Genomic DNA, 26,118 nt, shown 5'->3' with positions numbered 1-26,118 from the left:
AGAACTTAAAAAAAGTGAATGGATTTTTTCAAGTTGGACGATTATTTTTTTGTTGTCCATGATCGCTGGTAGAGGAGGTTTTTTCTGCCACAGAATAGATGACCAATCTTTTGGAATAAGTAGAGGCATCTGCATCATAAGGACCGGTACACGTAATTAAATTCAGAGAGGCTTGGTTCGACGGTCCGAACAAGTCACGGATGGGGGCATCCTCATACGGATAAGCCGCCACTTGGGAAACGATGAACGTCTTTTTTTGACCCGTACGATCGTAAACCTCTATCACCTCACCTGAAGACAGGTCTTTAAGGTCATAGAACACACCTGGACCACTTTTGCCGTCGACATGTCCTGCAATCACTGCATTACCCTGGTTTCCCGGTTTCGTTCCCGGCTCGAACCAGCCGACATCCGTAATATTGTCCGGCACAGCCATGCCGCCTTCTTCCGTGTAACCAAGAGCACGGACAGGCGCATCAACTCCGAGAGAAGGAATGACCAATCTGGAAGGAACGATCCCTTCCTGAACACGGTTGTGGACGGTTACAGCCTGCTCGTAGTTTTTCTTTATCGGCGCTTCTCTTTCCTTGGCGCTTTCTATATCCTCAGAGGTGCTGGAATCTTCAGATACAGAAAGGACCTGGACGCCTTCTTCTTCTTGTGTATTCAGTAAAAGGAGACTGATAAAGAAGACAAGGCAGCCCAGGGCCAGAGAATATATTATATGGCGCAATTACGTGTTGAAACGTTTACGTGTGAACAGCAGGCCAGCACCCATGGCCAGTACTCCTAAAATTGCTGCATACCAGATAGTGGAGGAAGAGGATGCTGCCGTTCCGCCCAAGCCGGTCGCAGGCATCTCGGAAGGCATGGCATTCGAATCCTGAAGCAGAAGAACTTCCGGATTATCCGCTGTACCTACAGCGAAAGCGCTATAGACTTTACCCGATTCCAAGGTAGTTCCGGACAAGTCGATCAGCTGTGTACCGTCTGTCGTCCGTACTTCCAAGTCGTACGTTCCAGGCTCCAATTCCTTGTAATCTGTTACCATAGGGAATTCAGCACCTGCAAACAGGGCATCTCCGTCAATTGGTCCGACATCTACTGCTGGTGCTCCCGGGATGAAGTGGCCGACACGGATCTTGGCCATCCCTTCACTTGCATCCATGGAATCCTGGAGAGCTTTTAATTCGAGGCTGTCCAAATTATTAATGGCAGCCGCTGTGTAAGCCATTCCGGATTCAACCGTTACGGTAGTAGAAATGACCGGATCCTGTTCTCCCTTTGTTCCTGCTGCATAAATCTCTACTTTGTGTTCCCCGGCAGGAACTTCCATGTAATCTGTAGCCGCTTTGAACTCGGCTCCTTCCACAACTGCCTCATCATTCACATAAACGTCTACGGCTGGTGCATCAGGGGAGGCATGCAGAATCCGGACCATGGCATTACTTTCATGACCGTCTGCAAAAACCGATGGGGCAAACAGACTGAGAACAAGAGCGACAGCAGTAAATAAGGTAATAAACTTCTTCATTTCTCCACTCCTACCAAAGTTTTTTTATCTCCACTGCTGTCGTTATTGTTCAGCAGTTTCAACCGTGTTCAAAAACGAAAAAAGGACGTGCACACCTATAACATTCTCCTTATTCACACATTTCAATCCTGTGTATAGGTTCTGATAGGTTATATAGAAACCCAAAACAAAAAACCAGGAAACAGTTCCTGGTTTTACTTTCTGTATTATTCCTGGAAATATACCATTTTCCCATCAATCATCGTCCATATCGGCTTGGAAAGATACTCGAAGGGGTGCCCGCTCCATAAAACGAGGTCAGCATCTTTTCCTTTTTCAATGGACCCCACGCGGTCGTCTACACCAAGGTTTCTGGCCGGAACGATGGTAATGCCCCGAAGCGCGTCTTCTATTTCCATTCCTTCTCTTGCGGCGAGGGCTGCACATATGTTCAAGTATTGGATCGGTGTGTAGGGGTGATCAGTAGTTATCGATACCCGAATGCCGTAATCATGCAGAATCTTATACGTCTGCCATGTCTTGTTACGCAGCTCAATCTTGGACGCGCGTGTGAATGTCGGGCCTACAGACACCTGTAAATCCCTTCCTGCCAGTTCGTCAGCGATTAAGTGGCCTTCCGTACAATGCTCAATCCGGAGATCCAGATCAAATTCATCGGCAAAACGAAGGGCTGTGATGATGTCGTCCGCGCGGTGAGCATGAATGCGGACGGGTATTTCTTTGTTTAATGCTTTGATGATCGGTTGTACTCTCAAGCCGGGATCCGGATCCTTCATCGCCGCATAGAACGTTTCACGAAGCGTCCCCATAATCCCCAGTCTTGTGATCGATGCATTCTTTGATTGGGAGTGAATACGTTTCGGATTTTCCCCAAGTGCCAGTTTCAGACCGGCGGTGTGACGGAGGATCATATGGTTGATGGTATGACCGACCGTTTTGATAACAGACGTCATCCCGCCGATCATGTTCGCACTTCCAGGCATAATATGCGCTGTTGTGACTCCGGCTTTTCTCGCGTTGAAGAATGCAGGGTCCAATGGATGGGCTCCGTCAATGGCTCGCAAATGAGGGGTGACCGCTTCTATCGTTTCGTTGGCATCACTGCCGGCCCAACCCGTTCCTTCATCATATAAACCAAGGTGGGTGTGGACGTCGACAAACCCCGGATATAGATCCATCCCTTTGCCGTCAATGTATTCCGCCTGTTCCGGCAGGGCGATAGAGACCCCGTAGTCATGAATTTTTCCATCCACGATGTAAATGGTGCCGTTCGGGATGGAAGGGGAGGTGATCGGGTGAATATGGACATTCTTAATTACAGTGTTCATATACATACAGCCCTTCAAATGTTATTACTTTTATTATACTTGATTTCAGCTGGTTGGCTCACGGAAAAGAACGAAACTGTTTGTTTCGTTCTTTTCCGGCTTGTTAAGAAGTGATTTCCGTCTGGAAGTTGGGCCGCTTACCAAGGGGGGCAGGAGCCCGCACGGTTCTCTAAGCCCGCTGCCCGGAATTACCCTTCCGTAGTCCCTGCTATATATGTGTAGAGTCTTATCTTTTTATCCGATTCTTCATCTTATCTTTCTTTCAGGATAGACGTAAGGGCAGCTTTTAATTCAGGGTATTCGAATTCATATCCTGCAGATAGTGCTTTTTTCGGCAGCACCGACTGTCCGTCGAGCAGCAGGGTGCTCATATCTCCGAGCGCAGCCTTCAAAGCAAAAGACGGGGCAGGGAGCCAGTGGGGACGGTTCATTACTTCTGCAAGTGTCCTGCCGAAATCCTTGTTTCTTTTCGGATTGGGTGCCGTGGCATTCAGTGGTCCCTGTATGTCCTTATGATGAAGGGCGAATGTAAGCAGTCCGACGACATCGCGGATGTGGATCCATGACATCCATTGCTCTCCGGAACCGAGGTTTCCACCGATCATACACTTATAGGGGAGGATCATTTTCGGAAGAGCTCCCTGTTCACCAAGGATGATTCCGAACCGGACATACACCGTACGTACTCCTTTATCGGCCGCTTGGGAAGCGAGGTTTTCCCACCTCACCGTTACGTCCGCCAGGAAGTCGTTCCCTGGTTCCGTCGTCTCTTCGGTGAATGTTTTCGTATGAGAACTTCCGTAAAAGCCCACGGCAGAAGCATTGACAAGGACTTCGGGTGGTTGGGGAAGGCGGTCGATCAGGGTGAGCACACCCTCGGTTGCTTTTATTCTGCTTTCAAGGATCGACTGTTTCCTTTCCTCGGTCCAGCGTCCGCTGTTCAATGACTGGCCGGCAAGGTTAACAATGGCGTCAAGGGCAGGTAAGTGATTTTCCGGTTGGTACTCATCCTTCAGCCACCCTACATAAGTGACCCGTTCTTGATTCTCATGTTTTTCGGGGCTCCGGGTCAATATGTAAATATCATGCCCTGCTTTAACCAGTTGGTCTGTCAGCTGCGATCCAACAAAACCGGTACCCCCGGTAACAGCAATTTTCATTGATTCTCCTCCTTGCGATAGTAAGACTCGATTAGTTTACGCTTCTGATGCGGTTCAAATCCATGTTCCCATACCGGGTAACATGCTAAACTGAAAAAAAGAGGTGATGGATATGGCTAAGCTCACTAGAATCACGACGCAAAAGAAACATAAACATAGATATAATATTTTCATGGATAAGGGAAATGGGGAAGAGTACGGGTTCAGTGTCGATGAAGACGTTCTCGTCCAATATCGCCTGCAGAAGAACATGGAGATGGACGATGCTCTGATCAACGCTTTGATTCAGACCGATACGCTTCACAAATCTTATACCCTTGCTATTCATTATTTAAGCTACCGTATGCGGTCGGAAAAGGAAATTCGTGACTATTTGACAGGGAAAGAAGCGGATCCGGAACACATAGATGAAATCGTCAAACGATTGAAGAAGGAGCGTCTGCTGGACGACCAGGAGTTTGCCGCTTCGCTGGTGCGGACAAGGATCATGACCTCAAGCAAAGGTCCTCATATTCTCAAGAAAGAATTGATGGAAAAAGGCGTGGCTGCCAGTGCGGCGGAAGCGGCTCTTGAATACTATACGTTTGACAAGCAGTACGAGAAAGCCATGAAATTTGCCGAGAAGAAACAAAACCATGATGGTCGGAAATCGCACCGTCAACAAATCCAGAATATTCAGCAGACATTGATGCAGAAGGGGTTTACCGGGGATGTCATCCAGGAGGTACTTGCCAATCTGCCCGATGAAAAGCAGGAGGATTCGGAATGGGAAGCGGTCGTCTATCAGGGGGAGAAGCTGAAGCGTAAGTTCGCATCCAAAGAAGGATACGAGCGTAAGCAGAAGGTCAAAGCGGGTTTATACAGGAAAGGTTTTCCTTTCGATTTGATCGATCGCTTTTTAGACGAGCATTTGGAAGATTAATAAAAGAACAAGCGCTGGCTCAGACGTCAGCCGCTTGTTCTTTTTTGTTCAATAGTCTTTTTTTCTCCAAGTCTTCGATTGCTTCGTGAACGTGGTCGACGACCTGAGAGGCTTTTGCTTTTACGTCATCATGGGCGGTCGCCATGACATAACTGTGTGGTGTCATTTCGAACATGCTGATGTCATTAAACGAATCTCCGACACAAGCAACTTCTTCCGGTTTTAATCCGAGTTTATCAATCAGTTTACGAATTCCGTTCCGTTTGTTGATCCCTTTAGGCATCATGTCCACGCAGGTTTCGTGGGAAATGAAGCTGTCAATCTCTTCACCGAACGTCTCCTTGATGTTTTTGGCGGCATGCACTACGTCTGCTTCCTGTCCATTCAAGGTGATCTTGGATGGGAAAATCGTTTGGCCGATTTCCTGCTTCAAGTCCGGCTGGATGATAATGTCATGGAAAAGCTGCTCGGAAATAATATCCACCCATTCGTGGTGCTTGTCCGTAAAGGTCTGATCGGCTGTGGAGACGGTTTTGACCATCGGCTCTTTCTCGATGGCAGTCAGTATTCTTTCCGCCATATTGCCTTCAAACGTTCCTGCGTAGATTTCCTGTCCTTGGTTATCATAAACGAAAGCACCGTTCTGACTGACACGGTGACCGTTGACGCCCACACGTTTCAATACTTCTGCGATTTCGTGATCCATACGTCCGGAAGCCACCGTAAGCGGAGTGCCGTGGTCAATCATCCATTTCAATGCATCAATATCTTCGTTTTTTATATAGTGATCCATGCCGAGAAGGGTCCCGTCGAGATCTGTGACGAATAGTTTGATCATAAATATATCTCCTCCAAGTTTCTTCATTGATGTACATACCTTACTGATTGTACACGACGCAACCGCTTTCAGACAAAGGAGAAGCCTCTCTGTTATGTTAACCTCTTGTAAAATTCCGCTGTGGAATATACGATAGAAGTTATGAGAACGCTGAAAACGCTTTTAATAGTGTTGAGTGGGGGTCCATGATGGAACAGCAGTTAAGGATAGAAAAAGTATTGAATAATAACGTTGTCATTGCTGCCCACCCGGTTTATGAGGAAGTGGTATTGATAGGAAAGGGGATCGGCTTTAATCGGAAATCCGGAGAGGATGTTTCCTTTGACAAAGCCGATAAGACCTTCTTATTAAGTAACGAGAGAGAGAAAGAACAGTATGTTAACCTTCTGCCTCATATCGATGAGCAGCTGATCGATTTCATGAATGATATTCTCATCCACATTGAAGAGAGGATGGGGCAGGAACTGCACCAGCATATCCACGTCGGATTGACCGACCACCTCGCCTTTGCCATCAATCGCGCGAAAAAGAACATGCAGTTTACCAATCCTTTCTTATCTGAAATCGAATCGATTTATCCAAAAGAATACCAGGTGGCCATGGAAGTCGTCACGATGATTTACGATCGGATGGGTACGCAGTTTCCTGAAGGGGAAATCGGGTTTATTGCTCTGCATATCCATAGTGCAGTCACGGACAAAACCTTGAGAGAAATCAACAGGCACAACCAGCTGATCGCTCGACTTGTATCCATCGTCGAAGATACGATGAAGCTGACGATTGATCGGAACAGCATTGATTATCACAGACTTGTCCAGCATCTTCACCGAGCAATTGATCGTGTGTATCAGGAGGAGAACGTAGGGGATGAAATTCGTTTAGCAGACATGTTGAAACAGGAGTACCCGGTGTGCTATAATCTTGCATGGAAGTTAATGAAAGTGATGCAAAAACAGTTGAACAAACCCGTAGATGAATCTGAGGCCATTTATTTGACCATTCATCTGCAGCGGTTGACCCATAAATCCTAGACGTACGTGTTACTGACGCGATCAGGCATGAGTACAAGGGAATTCTGTTACGGCTTAAGGGATACGTGTACCCTTTTGCAGGCGGAATGTCTTGTACTCATGCTTTTTTTTTCGTCTGATTACGAGTCGTACAGCTGCACCTGCCTGATCAGGTGCAGCGTTTCCCGGCATAATTGTAAACGTTTTATTACTATACATCCCGGGTCCAACTGTTTTCATTCACTTAAAAAAGGAGGAAATACAATGTTCAAAAATGCTTTTGGTACTTTACAAAAAGTAGGTAAGGCGTTGATGACACCAGTAGCACTGCTCCCGGCGGCCGGTATCCTGCTTGCCTTCGGTACAAGCTTTGCGCAGGACTCATTCGTCGATAAAGTTCCGTTCTTCGGAACACCTTGGCTTCAGACATTGCTTCAAGTCATGGCGGAAGCCGGCGGAATCGTCTTTGATAACCTGCCGTTGCTGTTCGCTGTCGGTGTAGCCATCGGCCTTGCAAAAGGGGATGGAGTTGCCGGACTGGCAGCCATCATCGGTTATTTGATTATGAACGTCGTAATGGGCGTACTGGGAGGCGTCGATGCCGATATGGTAACCGACCCTGCCTATGCAATGGTGTTAGGAATCCCTACGCTGCAAACAGGGGTATTCGGAGGGATTATCGTCGGTATCTTAGCCGCGGCCCTGTACAACAAATTCTTCAATATTGAACTGCCGCAGTTCCTTGGATTCTTTGCCGGGAAGCGTTTCGTTCCAATAATTACCGCTTTCTCTGCTTTATTCCTTGGTATCATCATGCTGTTCGTATGGCCGTATGCGCAGGGTGGATTGAATGCGCTGTCCCGTCTGATGCTGGAAGGGAACCAGACAATATCCGCGTTCTTCTTCGGTCTGATCGAGCGCTCCATGATTCCATTCGGTCTGCACCACATTTTCTATTCACCGTTCTGGTTTGAGTTCGGCAGCTATACGAGTGCAGCCGGAGATATCGTTCGTGGCGACCAGGCGATTTTCTTTGAACAGTTGAAAGACGGCGTGGACTTCACTGCCGGTACGTTCATGGTCGGTAAATTCCCGTTCATGATGTTCGGTCTTCCAGCTGCTGCTCTTGCCATTTACCACACGGCAAGACCGGAACGTAAGAAAGTAGTCGGAGGAATCATGCTTTCTGCAGCATTGACTTCTTTCCTTACTGGTATTACAGAGCCGCTGGAATTCTCATTCTTGTTCGTAGCTCCGGTACTTTTCGGAATTCACGCTGTATTTGCCGGCTTCTCCTTCATGGTCATGGAACTGTTGAATGTGAAGATCGGTATGACCTTCTCCGGAGGATTGATCGACTTCATCCTGTTCGGTATCCTTCCGAACCGTACGGACTGGTGGTGGGTCATCATCGTCGGACTTGTCCTTGCCGTGATCTATTACTTCGGATTCCGCTGGGCGATTCTCAAGTTCAACCTGGCGACGCCGGGCCGTGAGAAAGAAGACGCGAATGCAGAGGAAGACGGCGAAGTGGGCGATCTTCCATATGAAATTCTCGAAGCAATGGGCGGTCAGGAAAACATCGCTCACCTGGATGCTTGTATTACACGTCTTCGCGTTTCTGTTAATGACAAAGGTAATGTGAACAAAGACCGTCTGAAACGATTGGGTGCATCCGGTGTCATGGAAGTTGGAAACAACATCCAGGCCATCTTCGGACCTGTATCCGATTCCCTTCGTGGACAAATGCAGGATATCATCGATGGAAAGACACCGCGTAAACAGGAAGATGTAAAAGAAATTGTCAACGAAGTCAGCGATAACGATATGCCTGTCAGAGAAGGTGAGTTGGACTTCGTCAGCCCGATTAAAGGGAAAATCATGCCGATCACAGAAGTACCTGACCAAGTGTTCTCAGGTAAAATGATGGGAGACGGCTTTGCAATGGAGCCGGAAGATGGTAAGATAGTTTCGCCGATAAACGGTAAAGTCCTGAACGTATTCCCGACGAAGCATGCGATCGGACTGCAGGCGGATAACGGCACAGAAATCCTTATCCACATCGGTATCGATACTGTAGGCTTGAAAGGGGAAGGGTTTACAGATAGAATTGCTGAAGGGGACGAAGTGAAGCAGGGACAGACGATGATGGAAGTGGACCTTGACTTTGTCAAAGAAAACGCGCCGTCTATCGTTACACCGATCGTCTTCACGAACCTCGAAGAAGGACAATCTGTAACCATTAAGGCTTCCGGACATGTCGATCACAATGATAAAGATATCATTGAAATTACAAAATAAAGAGGAGAATGAATCATGGCACAACAAACAATCACAATCACATCTGCTGACGGCGTGCACGCTCGTCCAGCAACAGCTCTAGTACAAGTAGCAGGTAAATTCCAATCCGACGTAAACCTTGAGTACAACGGTAAATCCGTTAACATGAAGTCCATCATGGGCGTTATGTCTCTTGGTATCCCTAACGGTGCGGAAGTTACTTTCAAAGCGGAAGGTTCTGACGAAACAGAAGCTGTAGAGGCAATTGTAGCGAAAGTAAAAGAAGAAAACCTTGGAGAGTAATTCTCTCTAACAAAAAAAGCTGACCCTCTGCGGTCAGCTTTTTTTGCTTGAAAAGCGGTTTCCAATGGAGAAACGCTCTTGCTCCCCTTTAACGATCAACGAAAATCTCCTTCCGCCCGTCATCTTCCTGGAAGATTTGTTCCGCTACAACTTCCGGTCCCTTCATTCGCCCCGGGTTCTCTACGTGATCGGACTGATCCCAGAATGGCGTGTTCATTCCGCCCATATAAACAGCGGTTGCCGTCATCGGAAGCCCTTCCCACTCTTGATGCAGACTCTCTGTGAAACCACGGACCGCATACTTGCTGGCGCAATAAATGCTTTCGTTCCTTTTGCCTCGCAGACCTGCTGTGGAAATGATGTTCAAAACACGTCCTTTTGATTTCTTCAGCATCGACGCCGTATGCTGGGTAAGCAGGATGGTGCCTTTGACGTTCGTATCAAGGACAAGATCTATTTGTTCCGGCGTATAATTCTGCAGCTCCCCGAAAATGCCGACACCAGCATTGTTGATCAATACATCCACATGATCGACCTGACGTACAGCATCCACAACAGAATCCGCGTCTGATATGTTACAAACGACGATTTCAGACGTCCCTGGATACTCCATTATCTCTTCGTGTACCTGCATCAGCTTTTTCTTGTTCCGCCCTGTCAAGATGACGTGGTTTCCTTCTCCGGCATAACGGTGCGCTAATGCTCTACCTAAACCGGTCCCGGCACCAGTGATCCATACGCGTTCCATGAAAACTCCTCCTTTGATCGTGCTTTCACCATACTCATTGTGCCTATATCCTGTTAAGATGTAAAGAAGAGACAGAGAAAGGGAGGACAAGGATGGAACGAAGATACAGTGATTATACACAGGAAGAACTCAGGCAGGAGATTGCCCAATTGACGGAAAAGGCCCAGAAGGCGGAGCAGATGGGGATGGTCAACGAATTCGCCGTACATGAACGGAAGATCATTATGGCAAAGTCCTACATGATGGACCCCTCCGTATTTCATCCGGGAGAACGGTATCGGATAGAAGGGGAGCCTGCTGCCTTCAAAATTGACTATATGAATGGTATTTTTGCTTGGGGATATAGGGAGAACCAGCAGGGAGAGAAGCTTACGGAAGAGGAAGAAGAAGCGATTCCTATCGCATTGCTGGGAGATAAAATAGTATAAGGAAAAGCCGGGCGTTAAGGGCCCGGCTTTTGTATGATCAGCTTCTTTTACGCATCTGTACTTCGGTGATTTGGTCTGCCTGCGTCTGTTCCGTTTCGCCGTTCACTCGCTTGTTCAAGTGCTTCAGGCTTCGGTGCGAACGTATTCCTGAGTTTTTTCCGTTAAACATACGGTTACCCATGATAATTCCTCCCTATATCATTGACATCCCTGTGCCTTGATCTTGCTGCTCGTTCCTGGGGCTTGTTGTTGATTGTTCCGTCAGGACGTTTAGCAAGGTATTCACTTTGGTCATCAGGCGCGTGTGTCATCTTGACATTAGGAAAATTCTTCGCCTTGTTACGCATCGGTCATCCTCCTCGTGTCTCTTTAGGAGACAAGGTTAGTATGTGTAGCTCATCGGAGGATATGTGGTACAATGGATGCGAAAACATTGGCAAATTTGGAGTGGTAGAAATGAATGAAATTTATCAGCGGTTAGCTGAGCGTTTGTATGAAAAGAATGAGCATTTGACTATAGATGAAGCGACCACATGGGTGGAGCTGCTTTGGGAAGACTTTGAAACGACGAGGGCGAAAGCGGGGCATGATTATCAGGGCAAGCAGGTGACCGAGCAGATCGTTCTGCGCTGGATAGATAATTACGGGCCGAGACTGCATGAATTCGTCGCCACCAACCCCAAGTACAAACAAATGCTTGAGCGTAAAGGGTACTTTCATTAAAACAAAAAGGAGCTCCGCTAAAAACGGGGCTCCTTTCCTGCTGTTTATCTGCTGTCCTCCATCGGGCTCAGTTTATTCTGCAGCTTTTCTTCCGTGAATACCCAGCCCGTATAGGAGTTCAGTATTTTTAATTTATCTCCGTGTTCATCATCAATTTGGGCAAGCGCGACGAATGGATAACGCCCTCTCGACCGGTAGCGCAGGTCAATAAATCTTACTTCCGTGTATTCGTCGTAGTAGTTCATTTCGTAACGATATACTGGAGAAAAGGACAAGAAAGCTTTAATGTTATGGTCGGTTAATGCTTTTTTGACGACCGGGTCTTCATAATCGATCGGTTTGTTCCTAAACTCGTCCAGGATCGTTATTTCACCGTCAACAGCGCGGCCGACGTAATATTTGTCCGGTGTCGTAATGGCGATTCTCCAAATATTCTGCTTCATCGTAGGAGATGTCGCGATTTGTTCTACATCACCGAAGTGGGCGTGGATCCGTTTGACAATCGTCCGTTTATCCATATACCTTTTGACATAATAAAGGGCAATGACGAAGTAGATGATCAACCACATCGGCCCTGGGGATGCACCGAGGTTCCAGGCGATAATCCCTGCGATATGCATCAGGAAAATGTAAGGGTCGAAGGTGTTGATGAAGCCATAAGCCACCCATCTTTTCGTAAATGGACGATAAGCCTGTGTCCCATAGGCATTGAACACATCGACAAAGACGTGAAGAATAACCGCAAGGAAACTCCAGAGCCACAGGTGCAGGAAGCTTACTTCAGGCACAAAGGCGTGAATGACAGCCGGAATGCTGATGCCCCATAGAACGACAGCAGGGATGGAGTGGGTGATTCCTCTATGGTGTCTGATATAAACAGCGTTGTTCTTCAATTTCAACACGGTATCGGAGTCAGGTGCTTGAGAGCCGACGATCGTACCGACGAGTACAGCATTAAATAAAGCCGGGTCGGATTGAACAGCGGGATCCAGTGTGGCAAGCCCGCCCAGAGCCACTCCCATGACTATATGTGTGGCAGTATCCATGTCTCTACCTCCTTTGGCCGGGAAGCTTCAATAGTAGTTTATCACGAAGGATGATCAACAATGAAAAAAACAGATCGAGTACAGCACATTTTAAAGGATTTCAATGGTGGATCGTTCAGAGAACAGCTGATCCATTGGTTTAAACAGGAACAAAGAATTCTCCCATGGCGGGAGAATCAGGACCCCTACAGAGTGTGGGTATCAGAAATTATGCTCCAACAGACGAAGGTTGATACCGTCATCCCTTACTTTAACCACTTTGTGACTAAGTTTCCCACTCCGAAAGCATTAGCAGAAGCAGAAGAGCAGGAAGTTCTGAAAGCGTGGGAAGGGCTTGGTTACTATTCCCGTGCCCGCAATCTCCAAAACGCCGTGAGAGAGGTCGTCGAAAATTATGGCGGCGTCGTACCGGATGATCCGGATGAATTGGGGAGTTTGAAAGGGGTCGGTCCTTACACGAAGGGAGCGATTCTGAGTATTGCTTATGATATACCGGAACCGGCGGTAGACGGGAACGTCATGCGTGTCTTATCCCGGGTGCTCCATGTAGAAGACGATATCGCTAAACAGAGCACAAGGAAACTTTTTGAAGGCCTCGTCCGTGGAGTTATTTCGCAGGAGGATCCCAGCTCCTTTAATCAAGGACTGATGGAATTGGGTGCCCTCATATGTACACCCAAATCTCCTTCCTGCTTTTTGTGTCCCGTCCAATCCGAATGCCGGGCTTTCGCACAAGGTATCGAGGAAGAATTACCTGTAAAAACGTCCAAAAAGAAACAGAAAAAACACCCTTATCTGCTCTTGGTTATTACGAACGAAGAGGGAGAAGTGCTTATAGAAAAACGACCGGATGAAGGTCTTTTGGCCTCCTTGTGGCAGTATCCGATGGTGCCGATGGAAGACCTTGATATGGAAGCCGCCGTCCACTGGTTCTACGGGGAATACGGCTTGAGCATTCGCTTTGAGGAGACGGTTACTCAAATCAAACACGTCTTTTCCCATTTGATTTGGGAAATGGATGTCGTCAAAGCTACCGTCACCGGAGGCGAGCTCGATCGTGCCCGTGCCCGCTTCGTCGATGAAGAAGCGCTTGAAGCATATCCATTCCCAGTTTCTCATCAGAAAGCCCATCCCTATATTAATCGATGACTGTATGAGTGCCGTTGGTCCAGGTAGCTTCTTTGCTGCCTTTAAGACCGCGGCGCTTTATTTCGTTATTGATCTCCCTGAGCAATGTGACACCTTCTGCATTCAAATAAGGGGCGGATTGGGATAAGGCATAATGGAAGTAACCGAGTTCTTTATCCTGCCATTCCTGTTTAGATTCCATCGTCAGTGCGGACAAGTCTCTACCTACATACATAGCTATTCCTCCTATAGCTCTAGTCTGCGCTGCAACGAATTCCTCATACCTGCAACGATACTCCTTCACGTATGTAACAAACTTGTAAAGTAACTGTAATGAAACCAAAGAAACCCTTATTTGATAAGGTGTCAAGCGTGAAATGTTGGTAATTGTTGAAGTTTCGGGCTATTTACAAAAACGTGTCATAGATGAATAATGGGACATAGGTTAATTGACCACATAATTTCAATAATTATATACATAGGGAGAGTTAAATAAATTATGAATAAAAAGCAACTTGTGACGGCTGTCGGCGGAGCTTTGATTGGGGCATCATTGTGGGGATCTTCTGTATTTGCGGACGAATTACATAAAGTTAAATCCGGAGACACTATTTGGGGACTCAGCCATCAATATGACGGATCTATTTCAGAAATCAAATCTTGGAACGGTTTAAATTCAGACATCATTTATGTCGGTCAGAATTTGATTGTTGAAAAAGGTTCATCAACGAAGAGCAGTTCAAGTTCTAATACTTCTACTTCTACAAGCGGTTCTTACACGGTTAAATCCGGTGATTCCCTTTGGGTAATTGCTTCCCGTAACGGTACATCCGTATCCAAACTGAAGAGCATCAACGGACTTTCCAGTGACATCATTTATCCTGGTCAGAAGCTTTCTTTGTCCGGCAGCAGCTCCAACAGTTCAAGCAGCAGCTCTGCGTCTAAAGGATCCAGCTCATCTTCCAGTTCTTCTTCAGCAAGCTCCTACACAGTGAAGAGCGGAGATACGCTTTCCGGTATTGCTTATAAATACGGAACATCTGTTTCTAAACTGCGCAGCCTGAATAATATTTCCGGTTCTATGATTTATGTCGGTCAGAAGATCAAAGTGGATGGTACGGTTTCTTCTTCCTCCTCTTCGTCTTCTTCATCCTCTAGTCATACATCTACCTCAAATGCATCCAGCTCAAACTCTGGATATGCAGAAGGTGTTATTCAAGAGGCTAAGAAACACATCGGTACGCCTTATGTGTGGGGGGGTTCCACTCCGGCCGGGTTTGACTGCAGTGGTTTCCTTAACTATGTGTTTGCTCAAAAAGGAATCAGCATTCCTCGTACGGTTGCATCCATTTATGCAGACAGCCGCATGACGTCCGTCAGCGATTCCAGCCGTCAACGCGGGGACATCGTTTTCTTTGAAACGTACAAGCCTGGTGCATCCCATGCCGGTATCTATGTAGGAAACAACCAGTTCATTCACACTGGTTCTACAAATGGTGTAGAGATCAGCTCTCTTTCCAGCAACTACTGGAGCCAGCGCTATATTGGAACGAAACGTCTATCCAACTAATTGAAAAAAAGTGCAAGGTCTTCATTGTCAGGAGGCCCTGCACTTTTTTTGTTAGAAAAATTTATTTTTGAGGAATGAAAAGCCTGCCTCCTGTACACAATAATTTTTGCGGAGGTGATACACATGGCTAAGCAACCAAAACAAAACAAAACAGCTGCTGGTACTGATAAAAATCACGTAAAACAACAGAACCAACAAGCTGCTCAGGGTCAAAACCAATACGGTGCTGAATTTGCACAGGAAACTGATGCACAGCACGTAAAGCAGCAGAACCAAAAATCTCAGGCTAAGAAAAAGTAACCTGAGACGTTGGTAAGGTTGACCAGGCTGTTTATTAGCCTGTCACAATCCCCCGAATGGAAGGAGCCGCCTGGATGCCAGGCGGCTTCTTTTCTTTTGATGCAGTCCTATTTATTTTCAATCCCATCTATTTGTCGTTATAATGGAAAGAAGGTAGTGCGGATAGAAAGGGAAGGGGGGATATTATGCCCGGCCCAGAAGCAGGAAAAAGGATTGAAATCCAAAGTTATAAGCACAATGGGCAGCTGCACAGAGTTTGGGAAAGCACCACGATTTTAAAAGGAACAAGGAATGTTATTATCGGAGCCAATGATCGTACGACCGTTACGGAGAGTGATGGGCGCAGGTGGGTGACGCGTGAACCGGCCATCTGTTATTTCCATTCCAGACATTGGTTCAACGTCATCGGTATGTTAAGGAACGACGGAGTATACTATTACTGTAACATCAGTTCTCCCTTCATCTTCGAAGAGGAAACGATCAAATACATCGATTACGACCTTGATGTCAAAGTATTTCCTGATATGACTTTTAAAATCCTTGATGAAGACGAATATGATGTACACAAGCGTAAGATGAATTATCCGCATGTTTTAGACAGAATTCTATATAACAATATAGATACGTTAATTCGGTGGATCAGGCAGAGAAAAGGACCGTTTTCTCCGGAATTCATCGATCAGTGGTACGAGCGTTATTTGACGTATAGATAAGCAGTCTCCGCGCACTTTAAAAAGTGCGCTTCCTTGTGTTACAGGGTTAAATGAAAGAAGGTGTTTGTTTGGACAGCATCAAGAGATATCTCCAATTTGTCCGTCCTTATAAAGGTAAAATTATTATAACTATTCTGATCGGAATCGTTAAGTTTTCCATTCCATTATTAATGCCGTTAATCATTAAATACGTCATTGATGACATCATCAATGCTCAAGGGCTGGCGGCTTCTGAGAAAATGGACAACCTCCTGCTTCTTATGGGCGCAGCTTTTCTTGTGTTCCTTGTCATCAGACCACCCATTGAATACATTCGGCAGTATCTGGCTCAGTGGATCGGAAATAAAATCCTGTACGACATCAGGGAGCGTTTATTCGATCACATCCAGCGGCTCAGTCTCCGTTTCTATTCAAAGACGAAGACAGGGGAGATTATATCAAGGGTCATCCATGATGTAGAGCAGACGAAGACGTTCGTTATTACCGGGCTTATGAACATATGGCTGGATATGATTACGATAGTTATAGCTGTCATCATTATGCTGACAATGGATCCGCTGCTCACCCTTGTGTCGATCGCTCTCTTCCCGCTTTACGGATTCGCTGTCAAATTCTTTTACGCCAGACTACGCAAGCTGACGAGGGACCGTTCTCAGGCATTGGCAGAAGTTCAGGGTCACTTGCATGAACGGGTCCAGGGAGTACCTGTGACAAGAAGTTTTGCGCTCGAAGATTATGAACAGAACCAATTTGATGGGAAGAACAAGAATTTTCTTGATAAGGCCCTTGTTCATACGAATTGGAATGCCTACACGTACTCCGTGACAAATACGATTACGGACCTGGCGCCGCTTCTTGTCATTACGTTTGCCGGATATCAGGTCATCACCGGTTCCCTTACAATCGGTACGATGGTCGCGTTCGTAGGGTATATGGACAGGGTCTATAATCCGCTTCGCAGACTGGTGAACTCGGCGACCGTTCTTACACAGTCGATCGCGTCGATGGACAGGGTATTCGAATTCGTGGATGAGAAGTATGACATCACGGACCGCGAAGGTGCAGTGAAGATGGATAACGCTTATGGGGATGTAAAGATAGAGAATGTTTCTTTTCGTTATGATGACGACGAGCCGGACGTACTGAAGGGCGTGTCGCTCGATGTAGAAAAAGGGGAAACGATTGCTCTGGTCGGTATGAGCGGAGGGGGAAAATCGACGCTCATCAGTTTGATTCCGCGATTTTATGATGTGACATCAGGACGGATCTTGATTGATGGGAAAGATATCCGCGATTACGAAACCCGATCCCTTCGTGACAATGTCGGTATGGTACTTCAGGACAACATCCTGTTCAGCGAATCCATTGCCATGAACATCCGGATGGGAAACCCGGATGCTTCGGATGAAGAAGTCATTGCAGCCGCCAAAGCTGCCAATGCCCATGACTTCATCATGGGATTGACCAACGGATACGATACACTCGTCGGTGAGCGGGGAGTGAAGTTGTCAGGTGGTCAGAAGCAGCGCGTAGCCATTGCGAGGGTGTTTCTCAAGGATCCGGCTCTGTTGATTTTGGATGAAGCAACTTCCGCTTTGGATTTGGAAAGTGAAAGCTTGATTCAAAGTGCGCTGGAACGTCTGGCATCGGAAAGAACGACCTTTATCGTCGCTCACCGGTTGTCGACCATCACACATGCAGACCGTATCGTCTTGATTGAAAATGGAGAGATTGTCGAAGTCGGCAGTCACGAAGAACTGATCCAGCAGCGCGGGCACTATTATGATCTGTATCAGGTGCAGGAACTGGACACGAATAAACAGGAAATAAGGTAAAGTACATTCGTTGTCGGGCGCTTAGAAATAGCAAATAGTTCGAGCTGGAAAAAATCATTTGAAGAAGATTTGTCGTCTTCTCCATAGAAAAAAGCTGCCTCTTGGAGGCAGCTTTTTTTCTATGGATATTTAGGTCTGCCGGATCAACGGGGAATACTCTTCCGTCAAAAAACTTATTTATCCGTTGTTTGAATGAAATCATCCTGATGGTGATTCTGGTAGCTTTTCAACAGCCTCTTCAATTTCTCCAGTTGGTAATAATACTCCATTAACTGAGAAGCGAGCGGCAGGAATACCAGTTTATCAGGGTTGTTATTTTCTTCGTAGACATGAACAAGCCGTTCCACCAACAGTGGTATATCCGGCTCTTCAATCTGACGAAGGGACTGTTTATGTGTCCGTTTAATTCTGCCCTTCAGGGATAAAATCAGTTTTTCATGGGCGTTGATTAATTTGTCCAGCTCTTGGACGAGCGCATCCTGAAAGTCTTCGGGAATCTGCTCAATTTTATGTTCCAGCCGGTAGAAAGCCTTCAGGACATCAAATGATTTTTTCGTTGTTGTAATTAACTGACGGAAAAGGACCAGTTTACGTCCTTTGGAGAAACGGGTGCCTTTGAAATAGGTCCGCTCTTCGGAATAAAGCAGATACGTATGGTCTACCCAGCGCATGTTGTCCTGTATGCGTGTGATTTCATACTTTAACGCAGGTTCATCGGATAACTGGCGGGTCGTGACCCTCAGCCACTGCAAAATATCCGTGGTGGCGGAATCGATCTTCATAAACAGCCTCGTCTCGTATCGTGGAGGCAGAAAAACCAAATTCACAATAAATGCAGCAAGGATACCGATCAACATCGATGTAAACCTCGAGCCTGCAAAGTACAGGAAGGTCTGATCGGTTGAATCCATCAATGCAATAACGGCAACGACAGCCAGAGAAATGGTATTCTCATTCATGCGGAGAGTCGTCGTCACTCCGATGACGATAATGATGGTAAAACCAACGATGAATGGATCATTACCTAAAGTGAAAACGGCCACAATAGCGATGATTGCCCCGATGGTATTCCCTTGCAGTTGTTCAATAATAGACTGGTACGAACGGTAAATGGATGGCTGGATGGAGAAAACAACGGCAATAGCAGCAAGTAAAGGCGATACAAATCCGACCATGTGGCCGATATATAAAGCGACGCCGACTGCCAAGCCTGTCTTCATCATTCTTGCCCCGAGTTTCATGCTAACATCATCCTTCTATATAATATGGGTAGCAATCTGCTGCTACAGACGAACGATGAAACCATTATACCTTATTTTGGTTGTAAAAAAACACAAAGAAAAAGCTTATGCTAAGTAGATGCATAAGCCTGAGGGGATCCAGCTGTTTGGCTGGAACCTATGAAAAGGGAAAGAAATGAAACAAAGATCATAATTCGTGGGAATATTCAGAATTATGTATATATCATAGCATGCCATTCTTGTTAAATCAATTGAATATTCAGATAAATTACAATAAAATAAATCCCTCCCGGAAAAACGGGAGGGGATAGGTCATGCTTCATCGGCCATCGTCTGAAAAGTACGTTCGACTGCCGCCAATGTCTGATCGATATCTTCATCTGTATGAGCCGTAGTGAGGAACCATGCTTCATATTTCGACGGGGCAAGGTTGATGCCTTCTGCAAGCATCAGTTTGAAGAATCTGGAAAATTGTTCGCCGTCGGTATTTTCCGCCTGCTCATAGTTTTCCACTTCTTCATCTGTGAAATAAACGGTCAACGCACCCTTAAGGCGGTTGATTTTGATTTGGATTCCTGCATGTTCTGCATGCTTATGGATGCCATCTTCCAGACGTTTGCCGAGACGATCCATTTCCACATACACGCCGTCCTGCTGCAGCACTTCCAGGCAGGCAATACCAGCAGACATGGATGCTGGATTCCCAGCCATCGTTCCTGCCTGGTAAGCAGGTCCGAGGGGAGCAACCTGTTCCATGATGTCTGCGCGTCCGCCGTATGCCCCGATCGGCAGACCACCGCCGATGATTTTACCCATTGCTGTCATATCCGGCTCGATATCCAGCAGCTGCTGGGCACTGCCGTATGTAAAGCGGAATGCTGTAATAACTTCGTCGTATATGACAAGCGCGCCGGCTTCGTGAGCCAGATCGTTTACCTGTTGTAAAAAGCCAGGTTTTGGTTCCACAATTCCGAAATTGCCGACAATCGGCTCTACAAGAACGCCTGCGATTTCGTCACCATACTTACGAAGTGCCTCCTTGAATGGCTCGATATCATTAAAAGGCACGGTGATGACGTCTTGGGCAATGGCTTTCGGAACGCCGGCAGAGTCAGGGGTGCCGAGAGTGGATGGTCCGGATCCGGCTGCCACAAGTACGAGATCGGAGTGGCCGTGGTAACAACCAGCGAACTTGATGATTTTATTGCGGCCGGTGTACGCGCGCGCCACTCTGATCGTCGTCATCACCGCTTCCGTACCTGAATTAACAAAACGGACTTTATCAAGAGACGGGATGGCGTCTTTGAGCATTTTCGCAAACCGGTTCTCAAGAGAAGTCGGCGTTCCGTAAAGAACTCCGTTGTGGGCTGCTTTCACAATGGCTTCTGTAATATGAGGGTGGGCATGTCCGGTGATGATCGGGCCATAAGCTCCCAGGTAATCGATGAACTCATTCCCGTCTACATCATAGAAGCGGGATCCTTCCCCGCGCTCCATGTAAACCGGAGAACCGCCGCCGACACCTTTGTAGGCTCTGGACGGAGAGTTTACCCCTCCGACGATATGTTCCTGTGCTTCTTTATATAATTGTTCTGATGAAGTGAAATTCATTTTATAAACCTCCTATAAGCTCTTCCTTCCTAACCATTGTAGCATGCTTGTCCATTCATGAAGACAGATGGAAAAAGACATCCTGAGAGGATGTCTTTCTTCCGGTTCCTTCACTCTAGAGCGTTGAAACAGTAACCGATCGTTTACACCGGAAAAAGATAGCCACCTTTACGATTTAACGTAAGTAGGTTAGTGTATCGATTTTAGTATACGAACGCTGCACCAACGATGATTAGAAGGATGAAAAGAACAACGATTAGCGCAAAGCCTCCGCCATATCCGTAACCCATTCACAATTCCCCCTTTCCATTGTTTACAGTATCGTATGCAGGGTCCGGTAAAGCGGGATGTGCATTCGCCCGGTTTTTCATAAGAAAGTGACGGAGGGAGAGTAGCATAAAATCGTACAAGCCCTCATAAGAGAAAAGGAGGGCCTTGTGATCCTTCCGCCCTTGGGAAAGGGAGCATGCCATGATTACTATCATCATTACTGTGGCCGCACTTGTTTTGATCGCCGCAAGCCTTAGGCAGATCTTCGTTTCTTTGGAATTCGAGCATAAGATCTTCTCTTTTCAGCTCTTCATTTCCATTATGCTTCTCTACGCCATCGTCATGATAGGGTTCGGAATTATATATGCCGCCCTTCTGAATCAGGGAATGGCCGTTTATCGAATTGAATCCAGCCTTTATCAGCCGCTTTGGATGGGGGAGATTGCGCGCAGCATTTATTTCAGCGGCATTACTTTATTTACTGTAGGATATGGGGATATGATTCCTGTCGGGATAGGGAAATGGATCGCTATTCTGGAAGCGATGATCGGTTATACACTTCCTGCTGCCCTCGTAGCAAAAGTGTGGCAGAAGCATCAGGCAGATCGTTGATGTTGGAAGTTTGTCTTCATATGAGGTACCCTTAAGGTAGAATTCATTTAGGAGGGTCCTTCATGACAGTTGAACAAGGAAAGCCAGTAGCAGATTTCACACTCCCTGCCAGCAATGGGGAGCAGGTGTCACTATCCGATTATAAAGGGAAAAACGTCGTCTTGTACTTTTATCCGAAAGACATGACGCCGGGATGTACAACGGAAGCGTGTGATTTCCGTGACCATCACGAGAGCTTCGGCGACGTGGATGCTGTAATTCTGGGAGTAAGCCCCGATCCAGTTAAATCCCATGAAAAATTCATTGATAAGCATGATCTGCCATTTTTACTTTTGGCCGATGAAGACCAGGAAGTATCCGAGCAGTTTGGTGTATGGAAACTGAAAAAGAACTTCGGTAAAGAATATTACGGTATCGAACGCTCCACCTTCATTATTGATAAAGAAGGGAATCTTGCACAAGAGTTCCGTAAAGTGAAGGTTGAGGGCCATGTCGAAGCAGCGCTCCAATACATTCGTGAAAACCTGCAATAATTGAGAAGGAAACCATAGTCCCTGCAGGGACTATGGTTTCCTTTTGCACAAAACCAAGGAAAGAAGGGAACTCTATGAAGATCGTTTCCGTCATTAAACGTGTACCGGATGAAATACAACATAACCTTCGGACCAGGTTTTCCGAGGCTGAATTCTGCTTCTGCCACGGAATGGATGAAGGGGTGCATTACCTTGAAGATGCAGATGTACTGATTACATACGGCGAGGATTTGGACGAAACTAAAATCACCGCCGCTAAAAAGTTGAAATGGATTATGGTGCTGTCGGCGGGGATGGATAAGATGCCGTTTGAAGACATCGAAAAGCGGGGAATTCTAGTTACGAACGTCCGCGGTATTCATGCCAGGCCGATGGCGGAGTATGCCATTTCCATGCTGCTCCAGGTCAGCAGACAGGCAAAAACGCTCATGGAGAATGAGAAACAGCATAAGTGGGACAGGCGTCCGACCATGACAGAAATAAGCGAGAAGAAATTAGTCGTGCTCGGAACAGGAGCGATTGCCCAGGAGGTGGCCCGCCTGGGGAAGGCGTTTCATATGAAGACGACAGGCATTTCCAAATCAGGAAAGCGGCGTCCTCATTTCGATCGTGTTTTTCCTGTGGAACAAATGGACTTGATTCTTCCGCTGGCTGACTTCGTTGTCGCTGTCCTTCCGAGTACCGAAGAGACAAGGTACCTTTTAAAGAAGGAGCACTTCGCTGCCATGCCGGAAACCTGTATCTTTCTGAATATGGGAAGAGGGGATCTGGTGGCGACGGATGTCTTGTTGGAAGCGGTCAGGAACGGGGATATCGCTCATGCTGTTCTTGATGTAATGGAGGAAGAGCCGCTGCCTGAGGGGCATCCTTATTGGGAAGAAAAACAAGTCACTGTCACTCCGCATCTTTCCGGCATTTCGCCGGGGTATGTGCCGAGAGGATTCCAATTGTTTGAAGATAATCTGTCCGTCTTTCTAAGTGGAGAGGGCGAACTGCAAAATATAATCGACACGAAACGGGGGTACTGAAATTGAGAATTTATACAAGGTCAGGAGATAAGGGGCAGACGTCCTTGATTTATGGTCAGAGAGTACCGAAGAACGATGTCCGCGTAGAAGCTTACGGAACGTGTGATGAAGCGAATTCCCATATAGGTCTTGCATTAAGCTATTTGAGAAAGGAAGACTGGGCCGATAAAGATGCTTTTATGCAGGCGCTTGAAAACGTCCAGACTGTATTGTTCCACGTTGGCGCGGAGCTTGCCACCCCTAAAGGGAAGGAAGTGATGTGGAAGGTGAAGAAAGAGCATATCGATCTGCTTGAGAACCAGATTGATGAGTGGGATCAGTCTTTGGATCCGTTGAAGAACTTCATTTTACCTTCCGGGCATGAGGCTTCGGCTTCTTTCCATTTGGCACGTACAGTCGTCCGGCGCGCGGAGCGGATTGCTGTCGCGCTTGAGGAAGACCTGCAGAACCCGTTGGTCGTATCCTATTTAAATCGTCTTTCGGACTTCCTTTTTGTTGCAGCACGCTATATCAATAAGCAGCTTGGCGGCAGAGAGTCGCTGCTGAACCCTGACGTGTAAACATCTGCAGCTGTCTTTATATTGACAAAAGCTTTTATCAGAGGTTACACTAATTGTAAGGATTCTAATTTAATAATATTATAAATCAAGAATCAGTTAATGAAAGCGAGGTGCATGACTGTGTCAGATCATCGACTCCAAGAAGCCGTTGATACATTGAAAGGCTCTGGTGTGAGGATTACTCCACAGCGTCATGCGGTGCTTGAATACCTGCTGAATTCTATGACTCACCCGACAGCTGATGAAATCTACAAAGCCTTGGAAAGTAAATTTCCAAACATGAGCGTAGCTACGGTTTACAATAATCTCCGCGTCTTTAAAGATATCGGCCTTGTCCGTGAATTGACCTACGGAGATTCATCCAGCCGCTTTGATTGTAATACCAGTGATCACTATCATGCGATATGCGAATCATGCGGTAAGATTGTCGACTTTCACTACCCAAGCTTGAACGAAGTAGAATCATTGGCCGAACAGGTGACTGGATTTAATGTTAGTCATCATCGCATGGAAGTGTACGGAGTATGTTCCGACTGTCAATCGAAGAATTCTCATTGAAACTGAAAGCCTTCGCTTTCAGTTTTTTTATATGTACAAATAGAAAGAGCCGCTATCCTATAGCGGCTCTTTCTGAATCAGGACTGTTCTTTCGGTTTTTGTCGTTTGTATCGTTTCGAATTGTAGCGTTCGTCGAATTCTTTGCCTTCCAAGGACTGATCCATGGTCAGTGGTTGGTCGCAGTGCATGCAGGCATCCACCCTTCCGAGCATCTTTGTCGGCTTCTCGCAGGAAGGACAGATGATTTGGATGGTCCTTGTCGACAATAAACCGATCCAGAAATAAACGACGGTACTCAAACCGACGAACAACATTCCCAGAATCATGAAGACAGTCATTAACCAAGGAGTCTGTTTGAAGACGATGCCGATATACATGACACCAATCCCCAGAAAAATCAGCCAGAAAGCAAAGGAACGAATCTTATTGATCTTGCTGCTGTATTTCAAGGCCATGCCGGTCCCTCCTTCGTATCTACCAAGTAGTATAGCATATTTTTCCTGCCATAAATACGCATGGAAAAAAGGAATTTGCCAAATAACAGCGAATAAAAAGATACGTAAGGGAAACTGAATCTGGAGGAAGAAAAATGGAAGATGTATTACGCCCGATCTATCAAGAGCGCGCGAGCCAAAGCAATACACTCGGTATTCTGCTATTGGAGAAGATGAAGCCGATCAGCCCTGTTACCGATAATTTCGATGTTATTCTTTTCATTATTGTCAGGGATGCGGAAGAATTATGGTATGTAAAACATTACGAATTCAATAATAAATCGGCAGCCATGCATATAGTAGATGAAACATTGCTTCAGCATTGGATCGACACCAGCTCCTACCGCCGTTCTGTAGAATGGGTCATCAACGGGACGATTGTATTTGAAAGAAATGAGTATGTAAGCCACTTAAAAGAAAACTTAAGGGAATTCCCACAGAAGACTCGTGATTTGAAGAAAGCGATCGAGTTTGCAAAGCTGATTCGAAGTTACAGTGAATCCAAAGATTTGTACGATTCCGGCCAGTACTTGGATTCCTACAGCCGTATGGTTCATTCCCTGCACTATCTCGCCCGGCTGGCTATTATAGAGAAAGGGTTTCATCCGGAGGTCACGGTATGGAACCAGGTGAAGCGGATCGAACCGGAGATTTATAAGCTGTATCAGGAATTGATTGAGAGCGGGGAACCGACGGATAAACGAATCCAATTGATGATTCTTGCCGTAGAACATTCCGTCAGCAAACGTTCGAGAGCAAGTGCCCGCCATCTGCTCACCCTGATGAACGAGAGGGAAGAACCTTGGTCATTCGGTGAATTGAAAGTGCATCCTGAAATACAGGAGTATATATTGGATTTATCATCTATGATTGAATATCTGGTCGATAAAGGCGTGTTAAACGTCATACTGCAAGAGACGAAAGGACCGCAGATCTTTCATAGGACCTATAAGCCGGCAGCGGATTAACCTGTGCTTTTCTGTTAACCTCTTTCTTAAATTAAGAAAGGGGATTTTTTTTGAATAAAACTATTGACGGTAACTTTTAAACCGTGCTATATTATTAAGCGTCGCATCAAGAACAAACGGTGCAACGCAAACGAAGCAATGCAATGTTTCAAAAAAAGTATTGACTTACTTAAGCGAAACATGTTAAGATTTATCTTGTCGCTAAAAACGACAACGAAATAAAGCTGAAAAAAGTTGTTGACATCACATCGCTTTAAATGTTATGATGTAAAGGTCGCTTTCGAGCGAACGACAACAAATCGATCTTTGAAAACTGAACGAACCAACCAGTACGTCAAACATTCTTTCTATTATATAGAGAGAATTCAAACAAGCAC

General features: G+C 46.3%; 31 protein-coding genes. 17 read left to right on the top strand and 14 right to left on the bottom strand.

The genetic code is table 11. From position 1 onward, the window contains the following. Positions 1-28 precede the first annotated feature (28 nt). From AXG56_RS15020 to AXG56_RS15005, 4 genes are all read right to left on the bottom strand, one after another. On the bottom strand, positions 29-733 hold the full coding sequence (locus tag AXG56_RS15020; RefSeq protein ID WP_062515291.1) for a class F sortase: 705 nt from the start codon (positions 731-733) through the stop codon (positions 29-31). Next, positions 734-1,534, bottom strand: a complete 801-nt coding sequence (locus AXG56_RS15015; protein WP_026578593.1) for a DUF4397 domain-containing protein — start codon at positions 1,532-1,534, stop codon at positions 734-736. A gap of 206 nt (positions 1,535-1,740) precedes the next feature. Beyond that, positions 1,741-2,862: an amidohydrolase gene (locus AXG56_RS15010; RefSeq protein WP_026578592.1), complete on the bottom strand. Its 1,122-nt coding sequence runs from the start codon at positions 2,860-2,862 to the stop codon at positions 1,741-1,743. A 251-nt stretch (positions 2,863-3,113) separates the two neighbouring features. After that, the gene (locus AXG56_RS15005) at positions 3,114-4,022 is read right to left on the bottom strand and encodes a TIGR01777 family oxidoreductase (RefSeq protein WP_026578591.1); all 909 of its coding nucleotides are present in this window, start codon (positions 4,020-4,022) and stop codon (positions 3,114-3,116) included. 112 nt (positions 4,023-4,134) lie between these two features. Between AXG56_RS15005 and recX the strand changes: the two genes are divergently transcribed. Beyond that, positions 4,135-4,944 (top strand): recombination regulator RecX, encoded by an 810-nt coding sequence (gene recX / locus AXG56_RS15000; RefSeq protein WP_062515289.1) that lies wholly within the window; start codon positions 4,135-4,137, stop codon positions 4,942-4,944. A 19-nt stretch (positions 4,945-4,963) separates the two neighbouring features. Here recX and AXG56_RS14995 read toward each other — a convergent pair whose 3' ends face one another. Then, complete coding sequence (locus AXG56_RS14995; protein WP_062515287.1) at positions 4,964-5,782, bottom strand: Cof-type HAD-IIB family hydrolase; 819 nt, start codon at positions 5,780-5,782, stop codon at positions 4,964-4,966. Between the two features lie 188 nt (positions 5,783-5,970). On the opposite strand from AXG56_RS14995, the gene glcT reads away from it, so the two are divergent. From glcT to AXG56_RS14980, 3 genes are all read left to right on the top strand, one after another. After that, positions 5,971-6,813 carry a glucose PTS transporter transcription antiterminator GlcT gene (gene glcT / locus AXG56_RS14990; RefSeq protein WP_008632602.1) on the top strand — a complete coding sequence of 281 codons (843 nt, stop codon included), beginning with the start codon at positions 5,971-5,973 and terminating at the stop codon, positions 6,811-6,813. A 243-nt stretch (positions 6,814-7,056) separates the two neighbouring features. Continuing rightward, complete coding sequence (gene ptsG, locus AXG56_RS14985) at positions 7,057-9,093, top strand: glucose-specific PTS transporter subunit IIBC (protein ID WP_008632601.1); 2,037 nt, start codon at positions 7,057-7,059, stop codon at positions 9,091-9,093. A gap of 15 nt (positions 9,094-9,108) precedes the next feature. Further along, positions 9,109-9,375 carry a phosphocarrier protein HPr gene (locus AXG56_RS14980; RefSeq protein ID WP_008632598.1) on the top strand — a complete coding sequence of 89 codons (267 nt, stop codon included), beginning with the start codon at positions 9,109-9,111 and terminating at the stop codon, positions 9,373-9,375. A gap of 88 nt (positions 9,376-9,463) precedes the next feature. Here the strand turns inward: AXG56_RS14980 and AXG56_RS14975 are convergent, their stop codons facing one another. Beyond that, the gene (locus AXG56_RS14975) at positions 9,464-10,123 is read right to left on the bottom strand and encodes an SDR family oxidoreductase (RefSeq protein WP_062515285.1); all 660 of its coding nucleotides are present in this window, start codon (positions 10,121-10,123) and stop codon (positions 9,464-9,466) included. Between the two features lie 92 nt (positions 10,124-10,215). Between AXG56_RS14975 and AXG56_RS14970 the strand changes: the two genes are divergently transcribed. Then, on the top strand, positions 10,216-10,551 hold the full coding sequence (locus tag AXG56_RS14970; RefSeq protein WP_008632582.1) for a YfhH family protein: 336 nt from the start codon (positions 10,216-10,218) through the stop codon (positions 10,549-10,551). A gap of 37 nt (positions 10,552-10,588) precedes the next feature. On the opposite strand, the gene AXG56_RS19345 is transcribed toward AXG56_RS14970, so the two are convergent. After that, the gene (locus tag AXG56_RS19345) at positions 10,589-10,732 is read right to left on the bottom strand and encodes a YpzG family protein (RefSeq protein ID WP_152413291.1); all 144 of its coding nucleotides are present in this window, start codon (positions 10,730-10,732) and stop codon (positions 10,589-10,591) included. Next, complete coding sequence (sspK, locus tag AXG56_RS19210; protein ID WP_008632580.1) at positions 10,725-10,898, bottom strand: small acid-soluble spore protein K; 174 nt, start codon at positions 10,896-10,898, stop codon at positions 10,725-10,727. Before sspK ends, AXG56_RS19345 begins: the two co-directional genes overlap by 8 nt. A 109-nt stretch (positions 10,899-11,007) precedes the next feature. On the opposite strand from sspK, the gene AXG56_RS14965 reads away from it, so the two are divergent. Next, positions 11,008-11,274, top strand: coding sequence for a YfhJ family protein (locus AXG56_RS14965; protein WP_026578587.1), 267 nt, complete (start codon positions 11,008-11,010; stop codon positions 11,272-11,274). Positions 11,275-11,318: 44 nt separating this feature from the next. Here the strand turns inward: AXG56_RS14965 and AXG56_RS14960 are convergent, their stop codons facing one another. Next, entirely contained in the window at positions 11,319-12,320 is a 1,002-nt protein-coding gene (locus AXG56_RS14960; RefSeq protein ID WP_008632576.1) for a metal-dependent hydrolase, read from the bottom strand. Positions 12,321-12,380: 60 nt separating this feature from the next. Between AXG56_RS14960 and mutY the strand changes: the two genes are divergently transcribed. Then, complete coding sequence (gene mutY / locus AXG56_RS14955; RefSeq protein ID WP_008632573.1) at positions 12,381-13,469, top strand: A/G-specific adenine glycosylase; 1,089 nt, start codon at positions 12,381-12,383, stop codon at positions 13,467-13,469. Here mutY and AXG56_RS14950 read toward each other — a convergent pair. Next, positions 13,459-13,683, bottom strand: a complete 225-nt coding sequence (locus AXG56_RS14950; protein ID WP_008632571.1) for a hypothetical protein — start codon at positions 13,681-13,683, stop codon at positions 13,459-13,461. The two genes, mutY and AXG56_RS14950, sit on opposite strands and share 11 nt — an antisense overlap. 264 nt (positions 13,684-13,947) lie before the next feature. Between AXG56_RS14950 and AXG56_RS14945 the strand changes: the two genes are divergently transcribed. The 4 genes from AXG56_RS14945 (at position 13,948) to AXG56_RS14930 (ending at position 17,866) form a co-directional block, all read left to right on the top strand. After that, positions 13,948-15,018 (top strand): C40 family peptidase, encoded by a 1,071-nt coding sequence (locus AXG56_RS14945; RefSeq protein WP_008632569.1) that lies wholly within the window; start codon positions 13,948-13,950, stop codon positions 15,016-15,018. Between the two features lie 123 nt (positions 15,019-15,141). Beyond that, the gene (locus AXG56_RS14940) at positions 15,142-15,318 is read left to right on the top strand and encodes a gamma-type small acid-soluble spore protein (protein WP_008632568.1); all 177 of its coding nucleotides are present in this window, start codon (positions 15,142-15,144) and stop codon (positions 15,316-15,318) included. Positions 15,319-15,503: 185 nt separating this feature from the next. Then, positions 15,504-16,031 (top strand): DUF402 domain-containing protein, encoded by a 528-nt coding sequence (locus tag AXG56_RS14935; protein ID WP_008632566.1) that lies wholly within the window; start codon positions 15,504-15,506, stop codon positions 16,029-16,031. Positions 16,032-16,099: 68 nt separating this feature from the next. After that, entirely contained in the window at positions 16,100-17,866 is a 1,767-nt protein-coding gene (locus AXG56_RS14930) for an ABC transporter ATP-binding protein (protein ID WP_062515283.1), read from the top strand. Between the two features lie 173 nt (positions 17,867-18,039). Here AXG56_RS14930 and AXG56_RS14925 read toward each other — a convergent pair whose 3' ends face one another. The 3 genes from AXG56_RS14925 to AXG56_RS19205 all read right to left on the bottom strand — a co-directional run bounded on the left by AXG56_RS14925 (position 18,040) and on the right by AXG56_RS19205 (position 21,008). Beyond that, a complete protein-coding gene (locus AXG56_RS14925) occupies positions 18,040-19,107 on the bottom strand; it encodes an aromatic acid exporter family protein (RefSeq protein WP_008632560.1) in 1,068 nt (355 codons plus the stop codon). Positions 19,108-19,419: 312 nt separating this feature from the next. Then, positions 19,420-20,718: a glutamate-1-semialdehyde 2,1-aminomutase gene (locus AXG56_RS14920; RefSeq protein WP_062515282.1), complete on the bottom strand. Its 1,299-nt coding sequence runs from the start codon at positions 20,716-20,718 to the stop codon at positions 19,420-19,422. 203 nt (positions 20,719-20,921) lie between these two features. Beyond that, entirely contained in the window at positions 20,922-21,008 is an 87-nt protein-coding gene (locus tag AXG56_RS19205) for a YjcZ family sporulation protein (protein ID WP_079478425.1), read from the bottom strand. Between the two features lie 181 nt (positions 21,009-21,189). Between AXG56_RS19205 and AXG56_RS14910 the strand changes: the two genes are divergently transcribed. From AXG56_RS14910 to perR, 5 genes are all read left to right on the top strand, one after another. Then, entirely contained in the window at positions 21,190-21,600 is a 411-nt protein-coding gene (locus tag AXG56_RS14910) for a potassium channel family protein (protein WP_008632557.1), read from the top strand. 62 nt (positions 21,601-21,662) lie between these two features. Then, a complete protein-coding gene (gene bcp, locus AXG56_RS14905) occupies positions 21,663-22,133 on the top strand; it encodes a thioredoxin-dependent thiol peroxidase (protein WP_008632555.1) in 471 nt (156 codons plus the stop codon). A gap of 74 nt (positions 22,134-22,207) precedes the next feature. Then, positions 22,208-23,161: a D-2-hydroxyacid dehydrogenase gene (locus AXG56_RS14900; RefSeq protein ID WP_062515280.1), complete on the top strand. Its 954-nt coding sequence runs from the start codon at positions 22,208-22,210 to the stop codon at positions 23,159-23,161. Between the two features lie 2 nt (positions 23,162-23,163). Continuing rightward, positions 23,164-23,721, top strand: coding sequence for a cob(I)yrinic acid a,c-diamide adenosyltransferase (locus AXG56_RS14895; protein ID WP_008632545.1), 558 nt, complete (start codon positions 23,164-23,166; stop codon positions 23,719-23,721). 114 nt (positions 23,722-23,835) lie between these two features. Beyond that, positions 23,836-24,279 (top strand): peroxide-responsive transcriptional repressor PerR, encoded by a 444-nt coding sequence (gene perR / locus AXG56_RS14890; protein ID WP_035388587.1) that lies wholly within the window; start codon positions 23,836-23,838, stop codon positions 24,277-24,279. A gap of 77 nt (positions 24,280-24,356) precedes the next feature. Here perR and AXG56_RS14885 read toward each other — a convergent pair whose 3' ends face one another. Next, positions 24,357-24,734 carry a YgzB family protein gene (locus AXG56_RS14885; protein ID WP_062515279.1) on the bottom strand — a complete coding sequence of 126 codons (378 nt, stop codon included), beginning with the start codon at positions 24,732-24,734 and terminating at the stop codon, positions 24,357-24,359. 134 nt (positions 24,735-24,868) lie between these two features. Here AXG56_RS14885 and AXG56_RS14880 point away from each other — a divergent pair, with 134 nt between their 5' ends. After that, the gene (locus AXG56_RS14880; protein WP_062515278.1) at positions 24,869-25,741 is read left to right on the top strand and encodes a nucleotidyltransferase-like protein; all 873 of its coding nucleotides are present in this window, start codon (positions 24,869-24,871) and stop codon (positions 25,739-25,741) included. Positions 25,742-26,118 lie beyond the last annotated feature (377 nt).

The organism is Halobacillus sp. KGW1, from assembly GCF_001592845.1.
Lineage (GTDB): Bacteria > Bacillota > Bacilli > Bacillales > Halobacillaceae > Halobacillus.
This window is presented reverse-complemented; position numbering and strand designations above follow the sequence as displayed.